Raw genomic sequence first — 20414 nt, forward strand, 5'->3', positions numbered from 1 at the left:
CCAGACGCCTGCCTCACGCGTCCACGAGGATGCGGTGCCGGTACAGCTCCAGCAGGACGTCCTCGGACAGGTCCGCCTGCTTGTGCTCGCGCAGGTGCTTGCGCACGGCGTCCACGGGCTCGCGTCCGGTGAAGTCGACGAGCAGTCCATAGGCTTCACCGGGCAGGGCCACGGCGTCGTATTCGCTGTACGCGCCCAGGGCCACGCTGCCGTCCTGCATCCACTGGACGGTGGCATCGGGGTTGAGCTTGAGCGTGCGCGGCAACTGGGGCGCCACGGCGGTGTGGTGGAGCTTCTCCAGCGTCTTCAGCTCGATGGTGCCATCCAGGCCCAGCAGCTTCTCCACGCCGTCCGGGGGCAGCGCCTTCACCAATCGGTAGCACTCCCGGAAGTAGTCGAGCTCGAGTCCCTCGTAGCCCTGCCACAGCGCCGCGTAGGTCTTGGCGGGCGGCGCGGTGTCATCCAGGTCCTCCACGGTGAGCGGCCCGGGCTGCGTCTCCGCGCGGTCCCTGCCGGACAGCACGTAGTCGGGGAGGAGCTGGAGCGCCGTCCAGCGTGACAGCTGGATTTCGGCCAGCGTCAGGTACGTCTTGAGGGACATCCAGAACTTGCGGCCGTCCGCGCCCGCCACGTACTTGCAGAAGAAGGTGGAGCAGACGGCTTCGCGGTAGGGCCAGATGGTGCAGCCACCGCTGTCCGCGGAGAAGTAGCCGCAGCGCAGGGACGCGGCCCGGCCGAAGAACTGGTGGCCGTTCTTGTAGAGGAACTGGAACTTGGCGGGAGGCTTCACCCACTGCGGCGTGACGCCCACGCGGCTGGCGATCTTCGCCTCCATGCGGCGCCGGCCCTCGACCAGCTCGGGGCGGTCATCGGACAGCAGCGCGCCCACCAGGTAGTTGGGCAGGCGCGGTGAGTACGTGCAGCACTTGGTGTCCGGCCGGAACATGCGGCTGACGCCGTCCACGGAGTCGACGGCGCCCTGCGCGGAGCCCTGGCTCATGGCGCAGTTCGAACAGGTGGCCTTGCTCTCCTCGGGAACGTCCTGCCGGAAGAAGTCAGGAAGGAGGTCGCGGTAGAGAAGGGGAAGGCTGTCGAGCATGCGTGGCATGGCGGCTCCGGGAAGGTGTCCACCGACGCGCCGGACTCACTGGCGCGGGCTTTCTTCCCGGAGCCTGACGAGCGGAACGACGCGTCGAGCGGCCTAGAAGTAGCAGATGGAGTCGAAGCCGCAGTAGCCCTGACGGTCTCCGCACTGACAGTGGTAGTCATCCGCACAGAACATCGCCGAGCAGAAGGGGCCGCCTGAGCCGCCGGTGCCGCCGCCCGTTCGATAGGTGTACTCGCACACGGAGTTCACGCAGGCGGCCGTCTGCGCACTGGGACACGCGTTCGCACACTCCCAGTCCTCGTCACAGAAGGACTGGAAGCAGATGGCCAGCGAGGACTCGGCGCTCGCGCTGTTCTCACAGAGCGCCTCGGGCCCGGAGCTGATGGGGTCAGCCGCCGCGACGGTCGCGAACGTCAGCAGCAGGGCGGCACTCCAGGCGAAGGGACGGCGGATGAAAGACATGACTGCTCCTGAGCCGACACCCCGGGCGGGAGTGCATGGGAATGTCAGGCTGTCAAAGAATACCAGGATGTGTCTGGGGTGAAGGCAGGCGTTTTTGCTCGCTTGCATTCAATGTCAGACATTCTTGCCGGCCGACGTGGCACGTCGCGCGAAGATTCCGTCCCGACTGATGCGCTGCGTATCACGCCCGCTGCGTGAGTTGCCCATGCGCTCCGTGAGGGGGCGCCTTCGTGAGTCGTGTTTCACCCGCGCAGGCAGGTCAAAAAGCATGGCTGTAAGTGAAATCGCGCGATGACCTGACGGTACAGGTGGCGTGTCCAGTAGGCTACGCAGCCAATGCCGTGGGTCATCCCCCCCGTTGACCACTCGGAGGTGTGCCATGGACGGATCCGGTCCCCTCCCGTTTCCGGATGAAGCCCAGGACGTTGGCGTCATCGGACGCGTGCATGCGGCGCTGACGCATCAGTTTCCACACCTGCATCCTGTGGCGCGTCATGCCATCAGCGGGCTCGTGCGTTTCTGCGACGGGTGGCGGCGGCTGTTTCCGGCGCGGTGGCCGACCCAGGTGGTGCCCGCGCTGACGACGTGGGAGCAGTTCCTGACGACCGAGCCGCTCGCGCCGCATCATGGTGACGGTGCAGCCGTTGGGCGTGGAAACGGACGGCGGGACGTGGGCGCCGGTGCTGCTGGCGCGTGTGGTGCGCTGGTTCCGCGACAGCCGCGGCGTGCGCCGGCAGAACCAGCCCCTGGACGTCTGGGTGGCGCGCCTGGGCCGTGAAGGCTCCGATGCACGCCAACGCGTCCAGGATGCGGACGTCCTCACCGCCGCCATCACGTGCGAGGACGGTGGGCTCCAGGTGGTGCGTTTGTCCCTGGACGACGCGGCGCTGACGCCTGACGCGGTGGCGGCGTTGCTGGCGCGCACGCCCAGCCGCTCGCTGGCCGAGGCACGCCGGGAGGGCTTGTTCCCGCAGGTGCTGGTGGACCGCGCCTCGCGAGGCGACAGCGCCTGGACGTCCCACCTGCTGACGTCGAGCGCCTGGTTCGGCGCGAGAGTGGACGCGGCGACGGGCGCCCTGGAGCTGAGCTTCGACCACCTGGTGATGGATGGCACCGCGATGGCCGAGCTCTCGCTGGCGGCCTCGGAGGGCTTGCCGCGCAGGGAGGGCCGCGCTGCGCCGGGCGAATGGCTCACCGGTCCCGAGGAGCCGTCGCCGCTGCTGCGAGTGGAGCTGCCGGAGGGCTCGACTTCCGGAACCTCACCTGCGCGATGCTCCAGGCGGTGCAGCGGGCCGGCGAGGGCGTGTTCCCCGTCGACAATCCCACGCTGCTGGTGCCGGTGCTGCCCGCGTCGCCGCACACCGTGGCGCGGAAGTGGCGGCGCATTGGTATCGCGGTGGTGCCCTCGCGGACGCGCACAGGGCCGATGACGCCCGCGCACGTCGCGCACCTGCTGGAGCAGACGCGGCGGGGGGGCGGCGTGCTGAAGGACATCTTCTCCACGTTGTACTCACCGGCGCTGCCGTGGTGGATGCCCTCGCTCACCACGCACGGCTTCGCCTTCACGCCCTTGCTGCGGCAGGTGCCCGCCGCCCTGGGAGGCAATGCCCTGCTGTCCAAAATCACCTTGGAGGTCGACGATGATGAAGCGCTGGCGCGGCATTCCCCGCTCTTCTTCAACACGATGCGGCCGCTGTGTGCCGTGGGGGGCGGCGTGGCCCTCTGTGTGACAGAGGTCCTCCACGCGACGCCCTCGGGCGTGCGCAAGCGCTTCTTCGCGGCGCTCGCGGGCAGTGGCGCCCTGGGCACGCGCGAGAAGCTGCTGGCCTTCCGGGATGTGCTCGTCGCGGAGGCGGTCAGCAGGGCCCGGCCGCGACGCCCGGCACTCCCTTGAACCTTCCTGGTCTTCCGTCACGAGAGCTCTCCATGGTCTCCCCCCACGACCCCGGACGCATCCGGCCGCGACCGCACCTCCAGTTCCCCTTCGACTCGAGCTTCCCGCGCATCTGGCATCGCAACGGCCCTGGCACCACGCACCTGTGGAACGGGCTCAACATGCTCTTTCCTCAGGGCGAGCGGTTCTTCGTGCGCAGCGTCAACCACTACATGCCGCAGCTGGCGGACACGCCCGCGCTGCACGCGCAGGTGAAGGCCTTCTTCGCGCAGGAAGGCAAGCACGCGCGCGAACACCAGGACTACATCGAGCTGCTGGAGTCCCAGGGCTACGACATCCGCCGCTTCATGCGGCGGTACGAGTCATTCCTCTGGGGCGTCATCGACGCGAAGCTTCCGCCGTCGCTGCGGCTGTCCATCACCGCCGCGTTGGAGCACTACACGGCGCTGATGGGCGAGAACACGCTGACGCTGGGCGTGTTCGCGGACGGCCACCCGGCGATGCGCAACCTCATCGAGTGGCACGCCGCCGAGGAGATTGAGCACAAGGCGGTGGCCTTCGACGTGCTACGGAAGGTGGCACCGGGCTATGGGCTGCGCGTGCTGGGCATGGTGCTGGGCGTGTTGTCCCTCTTCGCCCTGTGGTTCGCCGCCACGGTGACGCTGCTGCGCCAGGAGCGTGGGCTGGGGCGGATGGGGCTGCTGCGCGAGCTGTGGCGCGCTCACCGGAAGGACCCGGTGCTGTTCCAAGTGCTGGGGCGGGGCTTGCGGCAGTACCTGCGCCCCTCCTTCCACCCGCTGGACAATGACAACCTGGAGTTGGCCAGGGCCCACCTGGCGACACTGGAGGCGCCGCCTCCGGAGGTCCCGGAACGCGAAGCGGCATAGCGGCGCGAACGCACGCCTGGTGAGGGGGCATCCCGCGCGGGGGCCCTGGAGGAGCGTGAAGGTTGCTTGCTCCTGCGATGCCCCGTCCGGCGCCCTGGGGGACCGGTAAGTCTGTTGGCGGTGCTTCCCGCTTTGTCACGAGCGCTGCGCAGGCTCTGACGTGCGGCTGACACCTACTGTGGCTCCTGCCCGCATGTCCGTCAGGCATCCCGGCGCGAACTCTTCACGCGCCGGGCCGACACACGGTGATAAGGACGGCCCCGCTGTTACCCAGAGCCACGATCTCGACCCATGTCCAGCATGCACACCCTGCGTGGGGCTCCGGCCCTTTCTGATTTCAGGCTCGCCAAGCTCCTGGCCCAGTGCCGTGAGCGGGTGCCCTCCGTTTCATCCGTCTATGCGGAGTTCGTGCACCTCATCGACGCTCCGGCGCCCCTCTCCGAGGCGGACCTGGCCACCCTGGGCCGCTTGCTCGACTACGGGCCCCGCGTGGCCACGGGGGCGCGCGCCGGCAGCCTGCTGCTCGTGCTGCCTCGGCCGGGCACCATCTCCCCTGGTCCTCCAAGGCGACGGACATTGCCCACAACTGCGGCCTGGGCGAACGGGTGCGGCGCATGGAGCGCGGCACCGCCTTCTTCATCGCGGGCCCCGACGGGCAGGCGTTGCAGGACGCGGAACTGGAGCGCCTGAAGCCGGTGCTGCATGACCGGATGACGCAGGCGGTGGTGGGGCGTCTCGAAGACGCGGCCATCCTGTTTGCCGGGCACACGCCCCGGCCCTTCACGACGGTGGACGTGCTGGGCGGAGGCCGCGCGGCATTGGTGACCGCCAACCGCGAGCTGGGCCTGGCCCTGGCCGACGACGAGATGGACTACCTGGTGGCGCGCTTCACCGAGCTGAAGCGCAACCCCACCGACGTCGAGCTGATGATGTTCGCGCAGGCCAACAGCGAGCACTGCCGGCACAAGATTTTCAACGCGAGCTGGACCATCGACGGCAAGCCGCAGGAGCGCTCGCTCTTCCAGGCCATCAAGAACACCTACGTCCAGCACAAGGAAGGCGTGCTCGGCGCGTACAAGGACAACGCGGCCGTCATCGAAGGCTTCGAGGTGGACCGCTTCTTCCCGTCCCCCGAAACCGGTGAGTGGGGCTCCGTGCGCGAGCCGGCCCACATCATGATCAAGGTGGAGACGCACAACCACCCGACGGCCATCTCCCCGTACCCGGGCGCCGCCACCGGCGCGGGCGGCGAGATTCGCGATGAAGGGGCCACCGGCCGTGGCGCCCGGCCCAAGGCGGGCCTCACCGGCTTCAGCGTGAGCCACCTGCGCATCCCCGGCTTCGAGCAGCCCTGGGAGCAGGCCTACGGCAAGCCGGACCGCATCGTCTCCGCGCTGGACATCATGGTGGACGGCCCCCTGGGCGGCGCGGCCTTCAACAACGAGTTCGGCCGGCCGAACCTCACGGGCTACTTCCGCAGCTACGAGGTGCAGGTCCCCACGCCCGATGGCGTGGAGGTGCGGGGCTATCACAAGCCCATCATGATTGCCGGTGGCCTGGGCAACATCCGCGCGCCGCACGTGCAGAAGGGGCGCCTGCAGCCGGGTGACAAGCTCATCGTCCTGGGGGGCCCGCGATGCTCATCGGCCTGGGCGGTGGCGCGGCGTCCTCCATGGCGCAGGGCGCGAGCGCGGCGGACCTCGATTTCGCCTCCGTGCAGCGGGACAACGCGGAGATGGAGCGGCGCTGCCAGGAGGTCATCGACAGCTGCTGGGCGCTGGGCGACAAGAACCCCATCCGCTCCATCCACGACGTGGGCGCCGGCGGTCTGTCCAACGCGGTGCCGGAGCTGGCCCACGACAACGACCTGGGCGGGCGCCTGGAGCTGCGCGCGGTGCCCAACGCAGAGCCGGGCATGTCGCCGGTGGAGATCTGGTGCAACGAGGCGCAGGAGCGCTACGTGCTGGGCGTGGCGCCAGAGGACCTGGCCCGCTTCGCCGCGCTGTGCGAGCGGGAGCGCGCGCCCTTCTCCGTGCTGGGTGACGCCACCGCCGAGCAGACCCTGAAGCTGGGGGACACGCAGTTCGGCAACGCGCCCATCGACCTGCCCATGGACGTGCTCTTCGGCAAGCCGCCGCGCATGCACCGCGACGTGACGTCGCGCCCGGTGTCGTTCGCGCCGCTGACGCTGGATGGCTCGCTGGCGGTGCTGGCGGAGCGCGTGTTGAGCCACCCCACGGTGGCGGACAAGAGCTTCCTCATCACCATTGGCGACCGCACCGTGTCCGGGCTCAGCAGCCGGGACCAGATGGTGGGCCCCTGGCAGGTGCCGGTGGCGGACTGCGCGGTGACGCTGTCCACCGTGACGAGCACCACGGGCGAGGCCATGGCCATGGGCGAGCGCACGCCGCTGGCCCTCATCGACGCGGCGGCCTCGGCGCGCATGGCGGTGGGCGAGGCGCTCACCAACATCGCCGCGGCCCGCATCGGCAAGCTGTCCGACGTGAAGCTGTCCGCCAACTGGATGGCCGCGGCGGGCAGCCCGGGCGAGGACGCCAGCCTCTACGCCGCCGTCCACGCGGTGGGCATGGAGCTGTGCCCCGCGCTGGGCCTCACCATCCCCGTGGGCAAGGACTCCATGTCCATGCGCACCGTCTGGGAGGAGGGCGGTGCCCGCAAGGCCGTGACGTCGCCGGTGTCGCTCATCATCTCCGCGTTCGCGCCGGTGCTGGACGTGCGCAAGTCCCTGACGCCGCAACTGGTGGACGTGGCGGACGACACGCGGCTGCTCTTCATCGACCTGGCGCGCGGGAAGCAGAGGCTGGGCGGCTCCGTGGTGGCGCACGTCAACGGGCAGGTGGGGCCGGAGAGCCCGGACGTAGAGGACCCGGCGCTGCTGCGTGGCTTCTTCGCCGCGGTGCAGGCGCTCAGCGAAAGCGGCTCGCTGTTGGCGTACCACGACCGTTCCGACGGCGGTCTGTGGGCCACGCTGTGCGAGATGGCCTTCGCGGGTCGCTGCGGACTGGATGTGGACCTGGCGCCGCTGGGCGGTGACGTGGCGGCGGCCCTCTTCAACGAGGAACTGGGCGCGGTGGTGCAGGTGCGCGCCTCGGATGTGGCGCGCGTGCGCGAGGTGCTGGCGCAGCAGGGCCTGTCACGGGATGTCCACGAGCTGGGCCGCCCGGTGACGGCGTTGCAGGTGCGGGTGCGCCACGGCGGCGACACGTTGCTGGCGGAGGACACGTTGTCCCTGCGCCGCACGTGGTCTCGCGTCAGCTACGAGATGCAGAAGCTGCGCGACAATCCCACCTGTGCGGAGCAGGAGTCCGCCGCGAGGACTGACGCGGCGGCCCCGGGCCTGTCGCCGAAGCTGACGTTCGACCCGGCCCAGGACGTGGCCGCGCCCTTCATCGCGAAGGGGCTCGTCCTCGCGTGGCCGTGCTGCGCGAGCAGGGCGTCAACAGCCAGCAGGAGATGGCCGCTGCCTTCACGCGGGCGGGCTTCGCCGCGGTGGATGTCCACATGAGTGACATCCTGTCGGGGCGGGTGTCGCTCGAAGGCTTCAAGGGTGTGCTGGCGTGCGGCGGCTTCTCCTACGGTGACGTGCTGGGGGCGGGTGGCGGGTGGGCGAAGTCCATCCTCTTCAACCCTCGCGCGCGAGACGCCTTCGCCGCCTTCTTCGCGCGGCCGGACAGCTTCGGCCTGGGCGTGTGCAACGGCTGCCAGATGATGTCGCAGCTCAAGGACATCATCCCGGGCGCGGAGCACTTCCCCCGCTTCGTGCGCAACGCCTCCGAGCAGTACGAGGCGCGCCTGTCGCTGGTGGAGGTGTCGAAGACGCCGTCGCTCTTCTACCAGGGCATGGAAGGCAGCCGGATGCTCATCGTCACCTCGCACGGCGAGGGCCGCGCGGAGTTCCCCAGCGCGGAGGACGCCGCCCGCGTCAACGGGCTGGGGCTGGTGACGACGCGCTGGGTGGACAACCACGGGCGCGTGGCGGAATCGTATCCCGCCAACCCCAATGGCTCACCCCACGGCATCGCCGGTCTGACGACGCGGGATGGGCGCTTCACCATCACCATGCCGCACCCGGAGCGGGTGCATCGCTCCGTGCAGCACTCGTGGCGACCTCGCGAGTGGGGCGACGACGGCCCCTGGATGCGCATGTTCCGCAACGCCCGCGTCTGGCTGGGCTGAGCGCCGCGGGTTCGCTGGGCGGGGAGCAGGGCCGGGACAGCATCCGGCCCGCTCACTCGTTCCGTGCGGAGGCTATGCCTTGACCAGCTCCAGCGGCTGGCCTTCGGGGACGTGCTTCATGGACACCGAGTTCATGCAGTAGCGCAGGCCGGTGGGCGGGGGGCCGTCGGGGAAGACGTGGCCCAGGTGCCCGTCGCAGCGCGCACAGCGGACCTCGGTGCGAATCATGCCGTGCGAGACGTCCTGGATTTCCGCCACCGCGTCGGGCGCCACCGGCTGCGTGAAGGACGGCCAGCCCGTGCCGGACTCGAACTTCGTGCCCGCCTTGAACAGGGGATTGCCGCAGCCCGCGCACACGTAGGTGCCGGGTGTCTTCGTGCCCAGGAAGCACCCGGAGCCAGGCCGCTCGGTGCCCTGGCGGCGGAGGACTTCATACTCCTGGGGGCTCAAGCGCTTGCGCCATTCGTCGTCGCTGAGGGTGAGCTTGTCGACCATGCCTTCCTGCTCCTTGTCCGGGCCCGGACCGGGGCCCACGCGCACTTCAGATGCGCATCCTGCCCCAGCGTCGCGCCTGGTGGGCAGCAAGGTGTGAGGGAACTCGCCCGGCTCCTCGCTCCAGGGCCAGGCGCAATCCGGGAGGCGACGGCGGGGCGCCGGGGTTCAACGGGAGTGGGAGGGGCGTCATGCAAAGCGAGGAGCGTGCAATGCGGATTGGCGAGCTGATGACCAAGAACCTGGAGACCATCGAAGCGGGCGAGCCCATCCGGGCCGCGGCGCTGAGGATGCGCACGTGCAACATCGGCTCCCTGCCGGTGCTGGAGGGTGGGCAGCTGGTGGGTATGCTGACGGACCGGGACATCGCGGTGCGGTCCGCGGCGCTGGGGCAGGACCCGAACACCACGCCCGTGCGCGAGGTGATGACGGCCACGGTCATCACCTGCGACGTGGACGCGACGCTCGAGGTGGCGGAACAGGTGATGGAGGAGAAGATGGTGCGCCGCCTCGTGGTGGTGGACGGTGAGCGGCGGCCGGTGGGGCTCTTGAGCCTGGACGACCTGGCCACGGTGCCAGAGGAAGTCCTGCACGCGGGCGAGGTGCTGGAGCGGCTCCAGCAGGTCTGAAGCGACGGGGCGCGAGCGGTGGGCTTCACCGCTCGCGCCCTGGTGTCATCCTCAGGCGTCCGGGGCCGGACGGCACGACGATACGAGCTCCGCCGCGGCATCCTCCCACGGGACGTCCCGCTGCGCGCCGTCCCGCTGTCGCAGGCGGACGTTGCCCGCGGCCACCTCGCGTGCGCCCGCCACCACCAGCCATGGGACGCCCGCCGCGTGGGCATCCAGGACCTTGCGGGACAGGGATTCACCCCGCCGGTCCACGCTGGCGCGGCAGCCCGCCTCCTGGAGCTTCGCGGCGAAGCGCTCGGCGTAGTCGCCCGCGCCTTCACCCACGGCGGCCACCACCACCTGCTGCGGCGCCAGCCAGGGCGGCAGCGCGCCGCCGTGGTGTTCCAGCATGACGCCGATGAAGCGCTCCAGGCTGCCGAGCAGCGCGCGGTGAAGCATCACCGGACGGACGCGGGCCCCGGAGGCGTCGACGTAGTGGAGGTCGAAGCGCTCCGGCAGCACGAGGTCCAGTTGGATGGTTCCGCACTGCCACGCGCGCCCCAGCCGGTCCTTCAGGACGAACTCCAGCTTGGGCCCGTAGAAGGCCCCCTCGCCCGGCTGCATGTGGCACTGGAGCCCCGCTTCCTTCGCCGCGAGGAGGAGCCAGGACTCGGCCTTGTCCCAGAGCTCATCGCGCCCCGCTCGCGACGCGGGCCGGCCGGAGAAGGCCACCTGGACGTCGTCGAAGCCGAAGCCCGCGTAGAAGTCCCTCAGCGAGCGCGCGAAGCGGACGACCTCCGGCACCACCTGCGGCTCGGCGCAGAAGATGTGGCCGTCATCCTGGGTGAACTGCCGCAGGCGGAACAGGCCGTGGAGCGCGCCGCCGGGCTCCGCGCGGTGGACCAGGCCGAACTCGCCCAGGCGCAGCGGCAGGTCGCGGTAGCTGGGCGCCATGCGCTGCACCAGTTCGATGTGGCCGGGGCAGCTCACCGGCTTCACGCCCAGGTGTCGCGCGCCGTCCTCCACCAGGAACATGTTCTCCCGGAAGTTGTCCCAGTGGCCGCTGCGCTCCCACAAGGGCTGCGCGTAGAGCTGTGGGGTGCGGACTTCCTGGTAGCCCTCGCGGCGCATGCGCTGGCGGACGTGCTCCTCCAGCAGCCGGTACAGCACCAGTCCGCGCGGGTGCCAGAACACCATGCCGGGTGCCTCTTCCTGCAGGTGGAAGAGGTCCAGGCGCTGGCCCAGCGCGCGGTGGTCGTGTTCGTCGAGCATTGCTTCGTCTCCGATTCGGAAGGGTGAAACGCCATCCGGTCGGAGCGCTGAGCGAGCGCACGGTTGCCCCGGCCGGAGAAGGCGGGGCAGGGGACCGTGCGTTCGTCAGCTCACCACGTGACGCGCACGGCTCCACGCCCGCCGAAGCGAGTCGTGGTGCCGGTGGTCGTGGTGGTGATGACGAAGCTCACGGCGAAGAAGATGCGAGGGGCTCGGAGAATTGTCAACTCGGCCCCTGCACGGACCCTGCGCTACTGGGAGGGCCCGTGCAGGTGTTGCTACGCCAACAGCGACGCGAGCCCGATGAGGCCGGCGATGAGGAAGAACAGCGACTCACCGGCGATGAGGCCACCGCCCATGAGGGACATGGTGCTCATGTCCTCCGGAAGGGCCTCGCCTTCACCCGGGCTGCCACCCACCGCGGGCTCTCCACGCTTGGAGAACGTGTTCCAGACGGACGTCACGATGCCGCCCGCGCCGAACCACAGCGACACCGGGAACGCCACGAAGCCGCCGAACGACGACGCGTAGGGGCTGGGGAGCAGGATGGCGTCCACCGTCCAGCCGACGGCGAAGCCCTTTCGGGAACCCTTCACGTACCGCTGGTAGCGCGCGTTGCCTCGCACCACCTTGCGCAGCAGTTCGTAGATGAAGCCGATGGCCAGTCCGAGGAGCAGGGCATTCACGACGGCCTGCGACAGCGAGCCGAGGTCGCGGATGGCGCCCACCAGCTTGTACGTCATCGCGGAGCCCCATTGGCCCACCTCGGCGTTGGGGTTGTCCAACTGGTTGATGGTGAGCGCCGGATAGGCGGTCATGAACACGCGCGCCAGGCCCACGCACAGCAGCGCGCCCATGATGACGCCCAGCACCTGATAGCGGAACTGGGTGACGCGGTTGGTGCCCAGGCGCCAGCCGGTGGAGCGGTCCTGCTGCATGTCGCAGCCCACCGAGGTGGAGATGAGCAGGATGGTGGCGGCCATCATGCCCACCAGCGGAACGCGCAGGCCCATCATGGACATCATCAGCACGGAGATGACGAAGGCGCTGGAGATGGGGTTCTGGTCGGTGATGCCGAACGAGATGCCGTTGATGAGCACGAACAGCAGGGCCAGCAGCATGCCGAAGAGGAGCCAGCCGACGGGCTGATTCAGCACCTGCGTGCCCACCACCAGCGTCGCGCCGCCCCAGACACCCACCCAGGCCAGCAGCCGGGGGATGTTGACCTTCTTCCAGGACTCCTCTTCCCCTTCGTCCTTCACCGAGGCCCGTTCGCGGATGCGCTTCGCCGCCTGGACCGCCAGCAGCGACAGGTCCACCACGGCCGCGCCGCAAATCATCCCCAGGCCGATGACGAAGCCGATTTTACGGAACGGGTCCTGAGGGCCGAGCCACCCTATCTCACGGAGGGTGGGCACCAGCACCGCGCCGATGACGGCCATCACGATGGCGGGGACGGTGATGCGGCTGCCGACAATCATGCCCGCGCCCAGCGTCGCCGCGCTGGTGCCGATGGAGGAGACGAAGGCCACCTTCTCCGTCATCCACGCCGCCAGGGCGCCCAGCAGGGTGCCGCCGCCCAGCTTGGAGATGGACGCCTTGAGCAGGCGCTTGTCCGTGAGGGCGCGCAGGATGTTGGCCACCGCCAGCCCGGACGGATAGTCGAGCTGGAGCTTGTCCACGAGCAGCGGCGTGTAGAGCATGCCCACGCCCACGGCGAACATGCCCACGCAGCCGACGAAGAGCATGAGCTGCCAGGCCGCGGGCATCTCCATGCCCAGCCACACCATGGACTGGATGAGCACGGACATGGCGCACAGCGAGGCCACTGACGCGGCCATCGTCTGCATGTAGTTGGCGCCGTGCTTGCCCTCCGCGCCGTACCCGTAGGTGACGGCGCTGCCGAGGATGCCGGCCAGCACCTGGCCGCCGACGAAGAAGCCCACGCTGAAGTTCATGTACGAGGCGGCGATGCCGCCCAGGGGCCCCAGGATGAACAGGGCCACGGCGCTCAGCAGCAGGTGGTACTTCCACGTCCCCACGGGGGGTAGCCAGTGGAAGCGACGTTGGGAGGGCTCCGCGAGGGCGCCGCCCGAGGACGGGGGAGGGGGCTCCGGGGGGAGCGAGGGGGCTGACAATGACATTCGAAGGCAAGGGTACCGGCCTTCCACGCTCCTGTCACAACCTGGGCCGTCGGGTGAGGGGGACGGGCCGCCCGCTCGCCCGAACGTTGGAGAAACGCCGCACCGCGCGTGACGCGTGGCAACATCCGCCGTCATGCGATTCACCCTGAACCGGGGCGTCAGTCTGGCTGTGCTTGCCTCGGCCCGGACGGAGGACGACCACCACGCGGACCTGGGCTGTAGCATCCAGGGCCCCACCGCGCGTCCTGTCCGCCGGGCCTTTCTCCCACTGAAGCGGCACGTCGCCACGCTGGGGCGCGAGGGCGCGCTGCACGATGCGGAGGCGCTGGTGCGTTGGCTGGAAGACACCCCACGCTATGCCGCGCTGTGCGTGGGCAAGCAGCGGCGCATGGGCCGACGCGTGTTGCGTCCCGACGTGCTGTTCCCGGTGGCCACGCGACACCGGCCGCGCGTGCTGCACCTTCGCCAGGAGGAACTGGGCCTGGATGTACCCGTGCGTGCGTCCGAGTGGCCCGCCGTGGCGGACTTCTTCGCGGCGCTCGCGCGCGGCGCCACGCGCGCGGAGCTTCGGGCCTTCGCGGCGCTGCCCGTGCTGGCGGAGTTGGTGACGGACCTGGGGCAGGCGGGCTGGCTCGTGCGCCATGAAGCGCCCGTGGACGTGCCCGCGCCCGGCGCGCTCTTCGTGGGGCACAACACGGTGCTGGTCGCGGGCCGCGAGGGACGTGTGTTGGTGGACCCGTACTTCCGGCCCGAGGGCGCGGTGGACGCGCCGGGCTATCCGCCGATGCAGCCCCGCGACGTGGGACGCGTGGACGCGGTGGTCATCACCCATTCACATGGGGACCACTTCCACCTGGGCTCATTGCTCCAGTTGCCCCGCGATACGCGCATCTTCGTGCCGGCGGTGGCGCGTGAGAGTCTCTTCTCCACGGACTGTGCCCTGCGGCTGGCGCAGTTGGGCTTCACGCGCGTGGAGCCCTTGCGCTGGGGCGAGTCCCGGCAGGTGGGCGACGTCACCGTGCGCGCGCTGCCGTTCTACGGCGAGCAGCCCACGGATGGAGAAGGCCCGTACCCGGACCTCTTCAATGAGGGCAACGCGTGGCTGGTGCGGGCGCCCGGCTTCTCCGCGGCGTTCTTCGCGGACTCGGGGCACGACGTGCGCGGAGACATGGCGGCGGTGTGCCGGCGCGTGCGCCGCGAGGCGCCAGTGGACGTGCTCTTCTGCGGCGTCCGCGGCTTCCGGCTGGCGCCCATCTTCTTTGGCTTCACCACGCTGGAGGCGTTCCTGGTCAACGTCCCCCGCGCCATGTTGAAGGCGCCGCAGCGGCTCATGGCCGGGCCAGAGGAGGCGCTGCGCTATGGCGCCTTGCTGGGCGCGCGTTACGTGGTGCCTTGTGCGGACGGCGGGGCGCCCTGGTACTGGCGCGAGGGCATGGGGCCTCGCTACGCGGGCTATCCCGGCGAGCCCGTGAGCGGCGCCAGTCACCTGGATGAGAACCCGGACGCGGACCCCTATCCGGAGCGGCTCGCCGAGGTCCGGCGGACGATGAAGGACGTTCCCAGGCCCCTGGTGCTGCGGCCGGGAGAGTCGCTGCGCTGGAAGGGCGCGAGGACGCCGGAGGTGGTGCGCCACCCTGGCTTCGTGTGGCCCTTCGGCGACGCGGCGTGACGTGTCCGCCGCGCGGGGACTCAGCGCGCGGCGAGCCGGGCCCTGCCTCGCACGAACTGCACCACGTACACCCCGGCGACCACCGCGAAGCACACGGTGGCCACCGTCAGGTACCTGCCGATGAGCTGGTGCTCGCCCCAGTTGTGGGGCATCCCCACCAGCTTGCTGGCGTCGCTCAGGCCCACGCCTTCCATTCTGCCGAAGGGGATGGCGTTGAAGTCCTTCTTCGACTTCCACCACGTGAGGAGGCCGTCCACGAGCGACAGCGCGCCGAGCCCCAGGAAGCCCCAGCGCAGGGCCTGCTTGTGGAGGTAGCTGCCCGCCGGGGCGTAGATGGTCAGCATCATCACCGTGCCCAGCACCATCATCCCGCCATCGCCGTTGAAGGTGATGAGCATGTCCACCGTCTGCGGCGACAGCAGCAGCGTGCCCACGGCTTGAAGCGCCAGCAGGCTCGCGCCGCAGGCCACCCACAGCCACTGACGGCGCCTCCACCCCCACCACGCCCACGCGCCCAGCGCCGCGGCGAGCATCAGCGCGAGGAGATAGGAGCGGCCGAAGATGGCCGTCTTCCACAGCGTGGGGAACGCGGACCGGCCGCAGAACCAGGCCGTCATGGCGTGGCCCAGCTCATGGAAGGGCATGGTGATGAGCCGGGCCGCGAAGGCGCTGAAGTTGCCGTTCAGCGCCACGTAGGACACCAGGAGCGCCACGGGGATGGCCCAGGTGCGCAGGCGGTGCTCGAACGCGGCCTCCTCGGCGTCGCCGTCCCAGGCGGGCGTCTCCGGTGGCAGCACGTCCGGGCGCAGGTCGGGCGTCGCCAGCCAGGCGGGGTCGACGAGCGGCGGTGGTTCCCCGGGCGCCACTGCGGGGGCTTCCTCGCGCTGCCGCGCCGCCCGGGCCTCCGCCTTGGCGTAGATGATGCCGCAGCGGGGGCACTCCGGCCCGGCGGCGCGAGGTGACTGGCAGCGGGGGCAGGCCTGGGGGACGAGGCTTCCACGGTGGTTCCACTCTAGGAGGCCGCCGCGTCCGGCGAAAATCGGGGGATGGAGTGGGGTGGGCTTGACGGCCACGCCAGACTCACCCAAGAGCGCACCATGCCACCGCTGGACACGAAGACACGGGGACGGACGTCGCGCGGGCGCCTGCGCGCGCTGGACGCGTTCCTGTGCCGCTTCGAGCGCCCGTTGCTCGAACGCCGTGACGGGCCCTGGGCACACGCGGTCTTCGTCGACGTGGGGTTCGGCGAGCACCCATGGACGACGCTGGAGAGTGCCCAGGCCTTTCGCGCGCTCAACCCGGAGCTCGCCGTGGTGGGCGTGGAGCTGGACGCGGCGCGTGCGCGGGCGGCGCAGGCGGACGCGGATGCCCGCACGTCCTTCCGCGAGGGCGGCTTCGCGCTGCCCCTTCGCCCCGACGAGCCCGCCCGGCTGGTGCGGGCCATGAACCTGCTCCGCCAGGGCCCTCCCGAGCGTGTCCCCGAGGTGCACCGCACCCTGACCCGCTACCTGCTGCCGTCGGGCCTGCTGGTGGAGGGGAGCGCGGATGCGACGGGCGCGGTGATGGCCGCGCACCTGCTGCGCCGCGGCGTTGGGGAGGGCGCGGAGCTGCCGCTGCGCGAAGCACTCCTGTTCCACACCGACTTCAGCCTGGGCTTCGCGCCCATGCTCTTCCGGGACTGGCTGCCCCGGGACTTGCGCCGCCGGGTACGCCCGGGGGAGCCCATCCATGACTTCTTCTCCGCATGGAGCGCCGCCTGGCAGCAGGCGCGGACCCTGGGCCATACGCACCCACCCGATGCGTTTCGCGAAGCCGCACTGGGGCTCTCCGCACGCATGGAGGGAGTGGCGACCGACCCGTGGCTCTTGTCCCAGGGTTACATTGTTTGGAGGCCCAAGGGGGGCGTCTGTTCTTGACGACTGAAGGAGAGGGCGCAGCCGAGGGAAGCCAAGTGGGGTGGCGTGCGGTTATCCTTCGCGCGACCAGGACTTGAAACGGCACCTCCTCTCCTTCGCGTGAGGCGTGCCGGGAACGCAGCGGGAGAACGACACCGTCATGTTGGAGCAGGCACCCCAGGTTCGAATGGAGGGCCGTCCGTCCGTGCTGCTCTTCTCCGCGGGCTTCTACGGCACGCTCGCGGCCGCGCGTTGCTTCGGACGCAATGGCATTGACGTCACGGTGGCGGACCCCGGCAAGCTGGGGCCCGCGAGCTGGTCTCGCTTCGTGGGCCGCCGCGTGCAGTGTCCTCCGGAGTCCCAGGCCGAGGCCTTCATCGAGTGGCTGATGGACCTGGGCCGCCGCGAGCCGATGCGGCACGTGCTCTATCCGACGAGCGATGAGCTGGCGTGGCTGGTGTCCGTCCACCGCGAGGCGCTGTCGGAGTACTTCCACCTCTACGACCCGGGCGTCGACGCCGTCTACGGCCTGCTCAACAAGCGCAAGCTCTTCGAGGTGGGCCAGGCAGTGGGCCTGAAGCTGCCGCGCACCTGGTTCCCCGAATCGGAAGCGGACCTGAACGTGGTGTCCCGCGAGGCGCGCTTCCCGGTCCTCATCAAGCCCACCACGCAGATTCTCTACTCCACCCACCGCAAGGGACAGCCGGTGCAGGCGCCCGAGCAGCTCGCGGAGGAGTACCGCGCCTTCTCGCGAGACGGGTACGCGCCCATGCTGGTGCGCTTCGACCCCGCGGTGTCGCGCCCCATGGTGCAGGAGTTCCACCCGGAGGCGGCGGAGGGCATCTACAGCCTCTCCGGCTTCGTGGACGAGACGGGCGAGCTGTTCGAGGTGCGCGGCGCCATGAAGGTGCTCCAGCGTCCGCGGCGGCTGGGTGTGGGCGTGTGCTTCGAATCCGCCCCGGTGCGCGAGGAACTGGCCGCGGGGCTCCAGCGTCTGTGCAAGCGCCTGGGCTACCACGGCGTCTTCGAGGTGGAGTTCATCCAGACGAAGGACGACTTCCTCCTCATCGACTTCAACCCGCGTTACTACGGGCAGATGGGCTTCGACATCGCCCGGGGCCTGCCGCTGCCGCTCTTGGCCTACCACGCCGCGCTGGGGGACCGGGATGCCCTGCGCCGCGAGCTGCGGGCCGCGCGTGACTGGCGCGGCAATGGCGAGGTGTTCTGCAACCGCATCGCGCTGGAGATGCTGCTCAACCTCCAGCGGCTGTCCGGTGCTTTGCCGGAGGACGAGGCCCGCCAGTGGAGGAGCTGGCTGGCGTCACACCGGGACGTGGCGGTGGACCCGCTCATCGACTCGGATGACCTGATGCCCACCGCGGTGGAGGTGGCGCAGATTCTCTATGGCTCCGCGCGCCACCCCCGGGCCTTCATCCGGATGATGGTGCTCAACCGGTGAGCGCGGCGCGGCTGTCCGGCGCGTCGAACGTCACCAGGTCATCGAACGTCTCCGCGCGCCGCAGCAGCCGCTCCTTCCCGTCCTCCAGCGCGATGATGGCCGGCTGGGGATAGGAGAAGGACGTGGCGAAGGGCACGAAGTAGGCGCCCGCGTCCATGATGGCCAGCGTGTCTCCCACGCGCAGCTCGGGCAGCCGCTTCGCGTGGTAGAGCGTGTCGCCCGGCGTGCAGATGGGGCCCACCACCGTGTAGATTTTGTCGGCCGGCGCGTCCGGCCGGTTCACGTGGAAGAGCTGGTGGTACTCGTTGCGCACGCACTCGGCATGGTTGATGCCGGCGTCCAGCACCGCCCACGTCCTGTCTTCTCCCGCCTTGAGCGCGTGCACGCGGCCCAGCAAGAGCTGCGTGTCGCCCGTCATGGCGCGGCCCGGCTCCAGGAAGATGCGGGGACGCTGACGGCCGCGCCGCGCGTAGTGCGTCTCCACCATCTCCACCGCCAGCGCCACGTAGCGGTCGATGGACAGCGACGCCGCCGGGTCGGGCGCGGGCACGTCGCGGAAGAAGGTGAGGTTGAGGCGCCAGTCGCGCTCGGCGATGTGCTGGACGGTGGGCGTGTTGAGACTGCCGCCCAAATCGAGCACCTCCAAGTCCAGTCCCAGCTCCTGGTGCAGCGTGTCCGTGAAGTCGAGCACCGACTCCACGAAGGCCGTGAAGTCGCCCTCCGTGCGGATGGTTTCTCCACGGTGCGCGTGCAGGCCCACCACGTCCAGGTGCTTCGAGCCGCGCGCCTGCTGGTAGGCCCTCAGCGCGGCGCCTCCCGCGATGGGCGTGCCGAACTGCGCGGACCAGCCGCTGTTCGTCGTCACCCGCACGGCGACGCGCGGGCGGCGGTCCAGCTCCGCGGCCAGCCGGGCGAAGACGGCAATCTCCTCCGCGTGGTTGGCGGCCAGCAACTGGATGCCCCGGGAGATGGCCTCGCGCACGGAGGCCTCCGACTTCACCGGGCCGTTGTAGACGATGCGCTCCGGGGGCACGCCCAGCTTCAGCGCCAGCCACATCTCGTAGGCGGAGATGACCTCCGCGCCCACGCCCAGGCCGTGCAGGAAGGACAGCACGCCGGGCACCGGGTTCGTCTTGTACGAGTAATAGACTTCGCAGCCGCCCGTGCGCCCCGGCGGCACCGCGAGGAAGCGCTCCGCGTTGCGGCGCAGCGCCGCCATGTGCACCACGTGCAGCGGCGAGCCCCAGCGCTCCACCAGTTGCGCCAGCGGGACACCCTCCAGGCTCAGGCCCTGGCCGGGCACGTCCCGCAGGCCCCAGTGCGAGGCGGGGATGTGGTTGCGCGCGGGGGCCATGGCCCGCTGGAGTACCGGGCGCAGCGTCTGCTTCACCTGGCGCCTGGCCGTCCCGAGAAGCCGGCTCTTGAGGCTCATGACGCGCGGCCCTGGTTGCGCAGGCGCAGCGGCAGACGGCGGGCGACCTCGAAGGGCAGCACCCGCAGGGCGGCCTGCATGAGGCGGTACTCCAGCATGCCGTTCGTCTTGCGGTACTTGCCGTGAATCATCTCGTTGGACTGCACCACCAGCGTGCCGTCCTTGCCCAGGTTGTGCATCAGCGACGGCCGGCCAGTGCGGTAGTGCAGGATGGGCCGGTTGACGTAGACGTGGCCGAACGCGCGGATGCCGCGCAGGTAGAAGTCCACGTCCTCGTAGACGGGGATGGTGGCGTCGAAGCCGCCCAGCGGGGCGAAGTGCTCGCGGCGCACCATGCACGCGGAGTTCACATACAGCGTGCCACGAAAGAGGATGTGAGCCACCGTCCACGCACTGTTGGGCGTGCTGGCGCCCACCTGGGCGGCCCACTCGAAGTACTCGCTCTTGTCCTTGAGCCAGTCCGCGTCGTCGCCGAAGGGCACCACCCAGCCCACCGCCACGCCCGCGTCCGGCCGCGCGTCCAGCGCGCTCACCATGGCGTGCAGCGCGCCCTCGGCGAGCATGTCGTCGTCATCCAGGAAGTGCAGGTAGCGCCCGCGGGCCAGCGTGGCGCCGTGGTTGCGCACCACGGCCGGGCGGCCCTTCGACGGCGGGTCGTTCACCAGGTAGCGGACCCGCTCGTCCTTCAGCCCTTCCACCGCCTCGCGCGCCGTGCCCTCGGGCGTGTCGTCCAGGACGAGGACCTCGACGTTCACCCCTTCCTGGCGGAGGACCGAGCGGATGGCCTCCACCACTTCCTTCTCCCGCTTGTGGGTGGGCATCACCACCGAGACGTCAATGACGGACATGGCGGACTTATACGCGTTGGCGGCCACGCCTGAGAAGCCGCGCG

Annotated in this window: 15 protein-coding genes and 1 pseudogene; 8 read left to right on the plus strand and 8 right to left on the minus strand. The window is 70.2% G+C overall.

Going from position 1 to position 20414, the window contains the following annotated elements; translation table 11 throughout:
- Positions 1 to 13: 13 nt before the first annotated feature.
- Positions 14 to 1108, minus strand: a complete 1095-nt coding sequence (locus tag QEG98_RS12215) for a hypothetical protein (protein WP_316566864.1) — start codon at positions 1106 to 1108, stop codon at positions 14 to 16.
- A gap of 93 nt (positions 1109 to 1201) precedes the next feature.
- Positions 1202 to 1570 carry a hypothetical protein gene (locus QEG98_RS12220; RefSeq protein ID WP_316566865.1) on the minus strand — a complete coding sequence of 123 codons (369 nt, stop codon included), beginning with the start codon at positions 1568 to 1570 and terminating at the stop codon, positions 1202 to 1204.
- A 626-nt stretch (positions 1571 to 2196) separates the two neighbouring features.
- Here QEG98_RS12220 and QEG98_RS12225 point away from each other — a divergent pair.
- From QEG98_RS12225 to purL, 4 genes and pseudogenes are all read left to right on the plus strand, one after another.
- Entirely contained in the window at positions 2197 to 3000 is an 804-nt protein-coding gene (locus QEG98_RS12225; protein ID WP_316566866.1) for a hypothetical protein, read from the plus strand.
- Positions 2997 to 3464, plus strand: a complete 468-nt coding sequence (locus QEG98_RS12230; RefSeq protein WP_316566867.1) for a hypothetical protein — start codon at positions 2997 to 2999, stop codon at positions 3462 to 3464. Before QEG98_RS12225 ends, QEG98_RS12230 begins: the two co-directional genes overlap by 4 nt.
- Positions 3465 to 3496: 32 nt before the next feature.
- Positions 3497 to 4351, plus strand: a complete 855-nt coding sequence (locus QEG98_RS12235) for a metal-dependent hydrolase (protein ID WP_316566868.1) — start codon at positions 3497 to 3499, stop codon at positions 4349 to 4351.
- A gap of 291 nt (positions 4352 to 4642) precedes the next feature.
- Positions 4643 to 8548 (plus strand): annotated as a pseudogene (purL, locus tag QEG98_RS12240) (phosphoribosylformylglycinamidine synthase).
- Between the two features lie 72 nt (positions 8549 to 8620).
- On the opposite strand, the gene msrB reads toward purL, so the two are convergent.
- Positions 8621 to 9043, minus strand: a complete 423-nt coding sequence (msrB, locus tag QEG98_RS12245; RefSeq protein WP_090489950.1) for a peptide-methionine (R)-S-oxide reductase MsrB — start codon at positions 9041 to 9043, stop codon at positions 8621 to 8623.
- A 188-nt stretch (positions 9044 to 9231) separates the two neighbouring features.
- Here msrB and QEG98_RS12250 point away from each other — a divergent pair, with 188 nt between their 5' ends.
- A complete protein-coding gene (locus QEG98_RS12250; RefSeq protein ID WP_237079351.1) occupies positions 9232 to 9669 on the plus strand; it encodes a CBS domain-containing protein in 438 nt (145 codons plus the stop codon).
- Between the two features lie 51 nt (positions 9670 to 9720).
- Here the strand turns inward: QEG98_RS12250 and thrS are convergent, their stop codons facing one another.
- Positions 9721 to 10923, minus strand: a complete 1203-nt coding sequence (thrS, locus tag QEG98_RS12255; RefSeq protein ID WP_316566869.1) for a threonine--tRNA ligase — start codon at positions 10921 to 10923, stop codon at positions 9721 to 9723.
- Positions 10924 to 11201: 278 nt separating this feature from the next.
- A complete protein-coding gene (locus QEG98_RS12260) occupies positions 11202 to 12965 on the minus strand; it encodes an OPT/YSL family transporter (RefSeq protein WP_410478001.1) in 1764 nt (587 codons plus the stop codon).
- 235 nt (positions 12966 to 13200) lie between these two features.
- Here QEG98_RS12260 and QEG98_RS12265 point away from each other — a divergent pair, with 235 nt between their 5' ends.
- Complete coding sequence (locus QEG98_RS12265) at positions 13201 to 14736, plus strand: MBL fold metallo-hydrolase (RefSeq protein WP_316566871.1); 1536 nt, start codon at positions 13201 to 13203, stop codon at positions 14734 to 14736.
- 20 nt (positions 14737 to 14756) lie between these two features.
- Here QEG98_RS12265 and QEG98_RS12270 read toward each other — a convergent pair whose 3' ends face one another.
- Complete coding sequence (locus QEG98_RS12270) at positions 14757 to 15809, minus strand: hypothetical protein (protein ID WP_316566872.1); 1053 nt, start codon at positions 15807 to 15809, stop codon at positions 14757 to 14759.
- A gap of 24 nt (positions 15810 to 15833) precedes the next feature.
- On the opposite strand from QEG98_RS12270, the gene QEG98_RS12275 reads away from it, so the two are divergent.
- Both QEG98_RS12275 and QEG98_RS12280 read left to right on the plus strand, forming a co-directional pair.
- Positions 15834 to 16652 (plus strand): methylase, encoded by an 819-nt coding sequence (locus QEG98_RS12275; RefSeq protein WP_316566873.1) that lies wholly within the window; start codon positions 15834 to 15836, stop codon positions 16650 to 16652.
- Positions 16653 to 16791: 139 nt separating this feature from the next.
- Positions 16792 to 18090: a carbamoyl-phosphate synthase gene (locus QEG98_RS12280; protein ID WP_316567875.1), complete on the plus strand. Its 1299-nt coding sequence runs from the start codon at positions 16792 to 16794 to the stop codon at positions 18088 to 18090.
- Here the strand turns inward: QEG98_RS12280 and QEG98_RS12285 are convergent.
- Positions 18080 to 19522 carry a pyridoxal-dependent decarboxylase gene (locus QEG98_RS12285; RefSeq protein ID WP_316566874.1) on the minus strand — a complete coding sequence of 481 codons (1443 nt, stop codon included), beginning with the start codon at positions 19520 to 19522 and terminating at the stop codon, positions 18080 to 18082. The two genes, QEG98_RS12280 and QEG98_RS12285, sit on opposite strands and share 11 nt — an antisense overlap.
- Entirely contained in the window at positions 19519 to 20370 is an 852-nt protein-coding gene (locus QEG98_RS12290; RefSeq protein WP_171443547.1) for a glycosyltransferase family 2 protein, read from the minus strand. Before QEG98_RS12290 ends, QEG98_RS12285 begins: the two co-directional genes overlap by 4 nt.
- Positions 20371 to 20414: the final 44 nt, after the last annotated feature.

Source organism: Myxococcus sp. MxC21-1 (assembly GCF_032612255.1).
Classification (GTDB): Bacteria; Myxococcota; Myxococcia; order Myxococcales; family Myxococcaceae; genus Myxococcus; species Myxococcus virescens.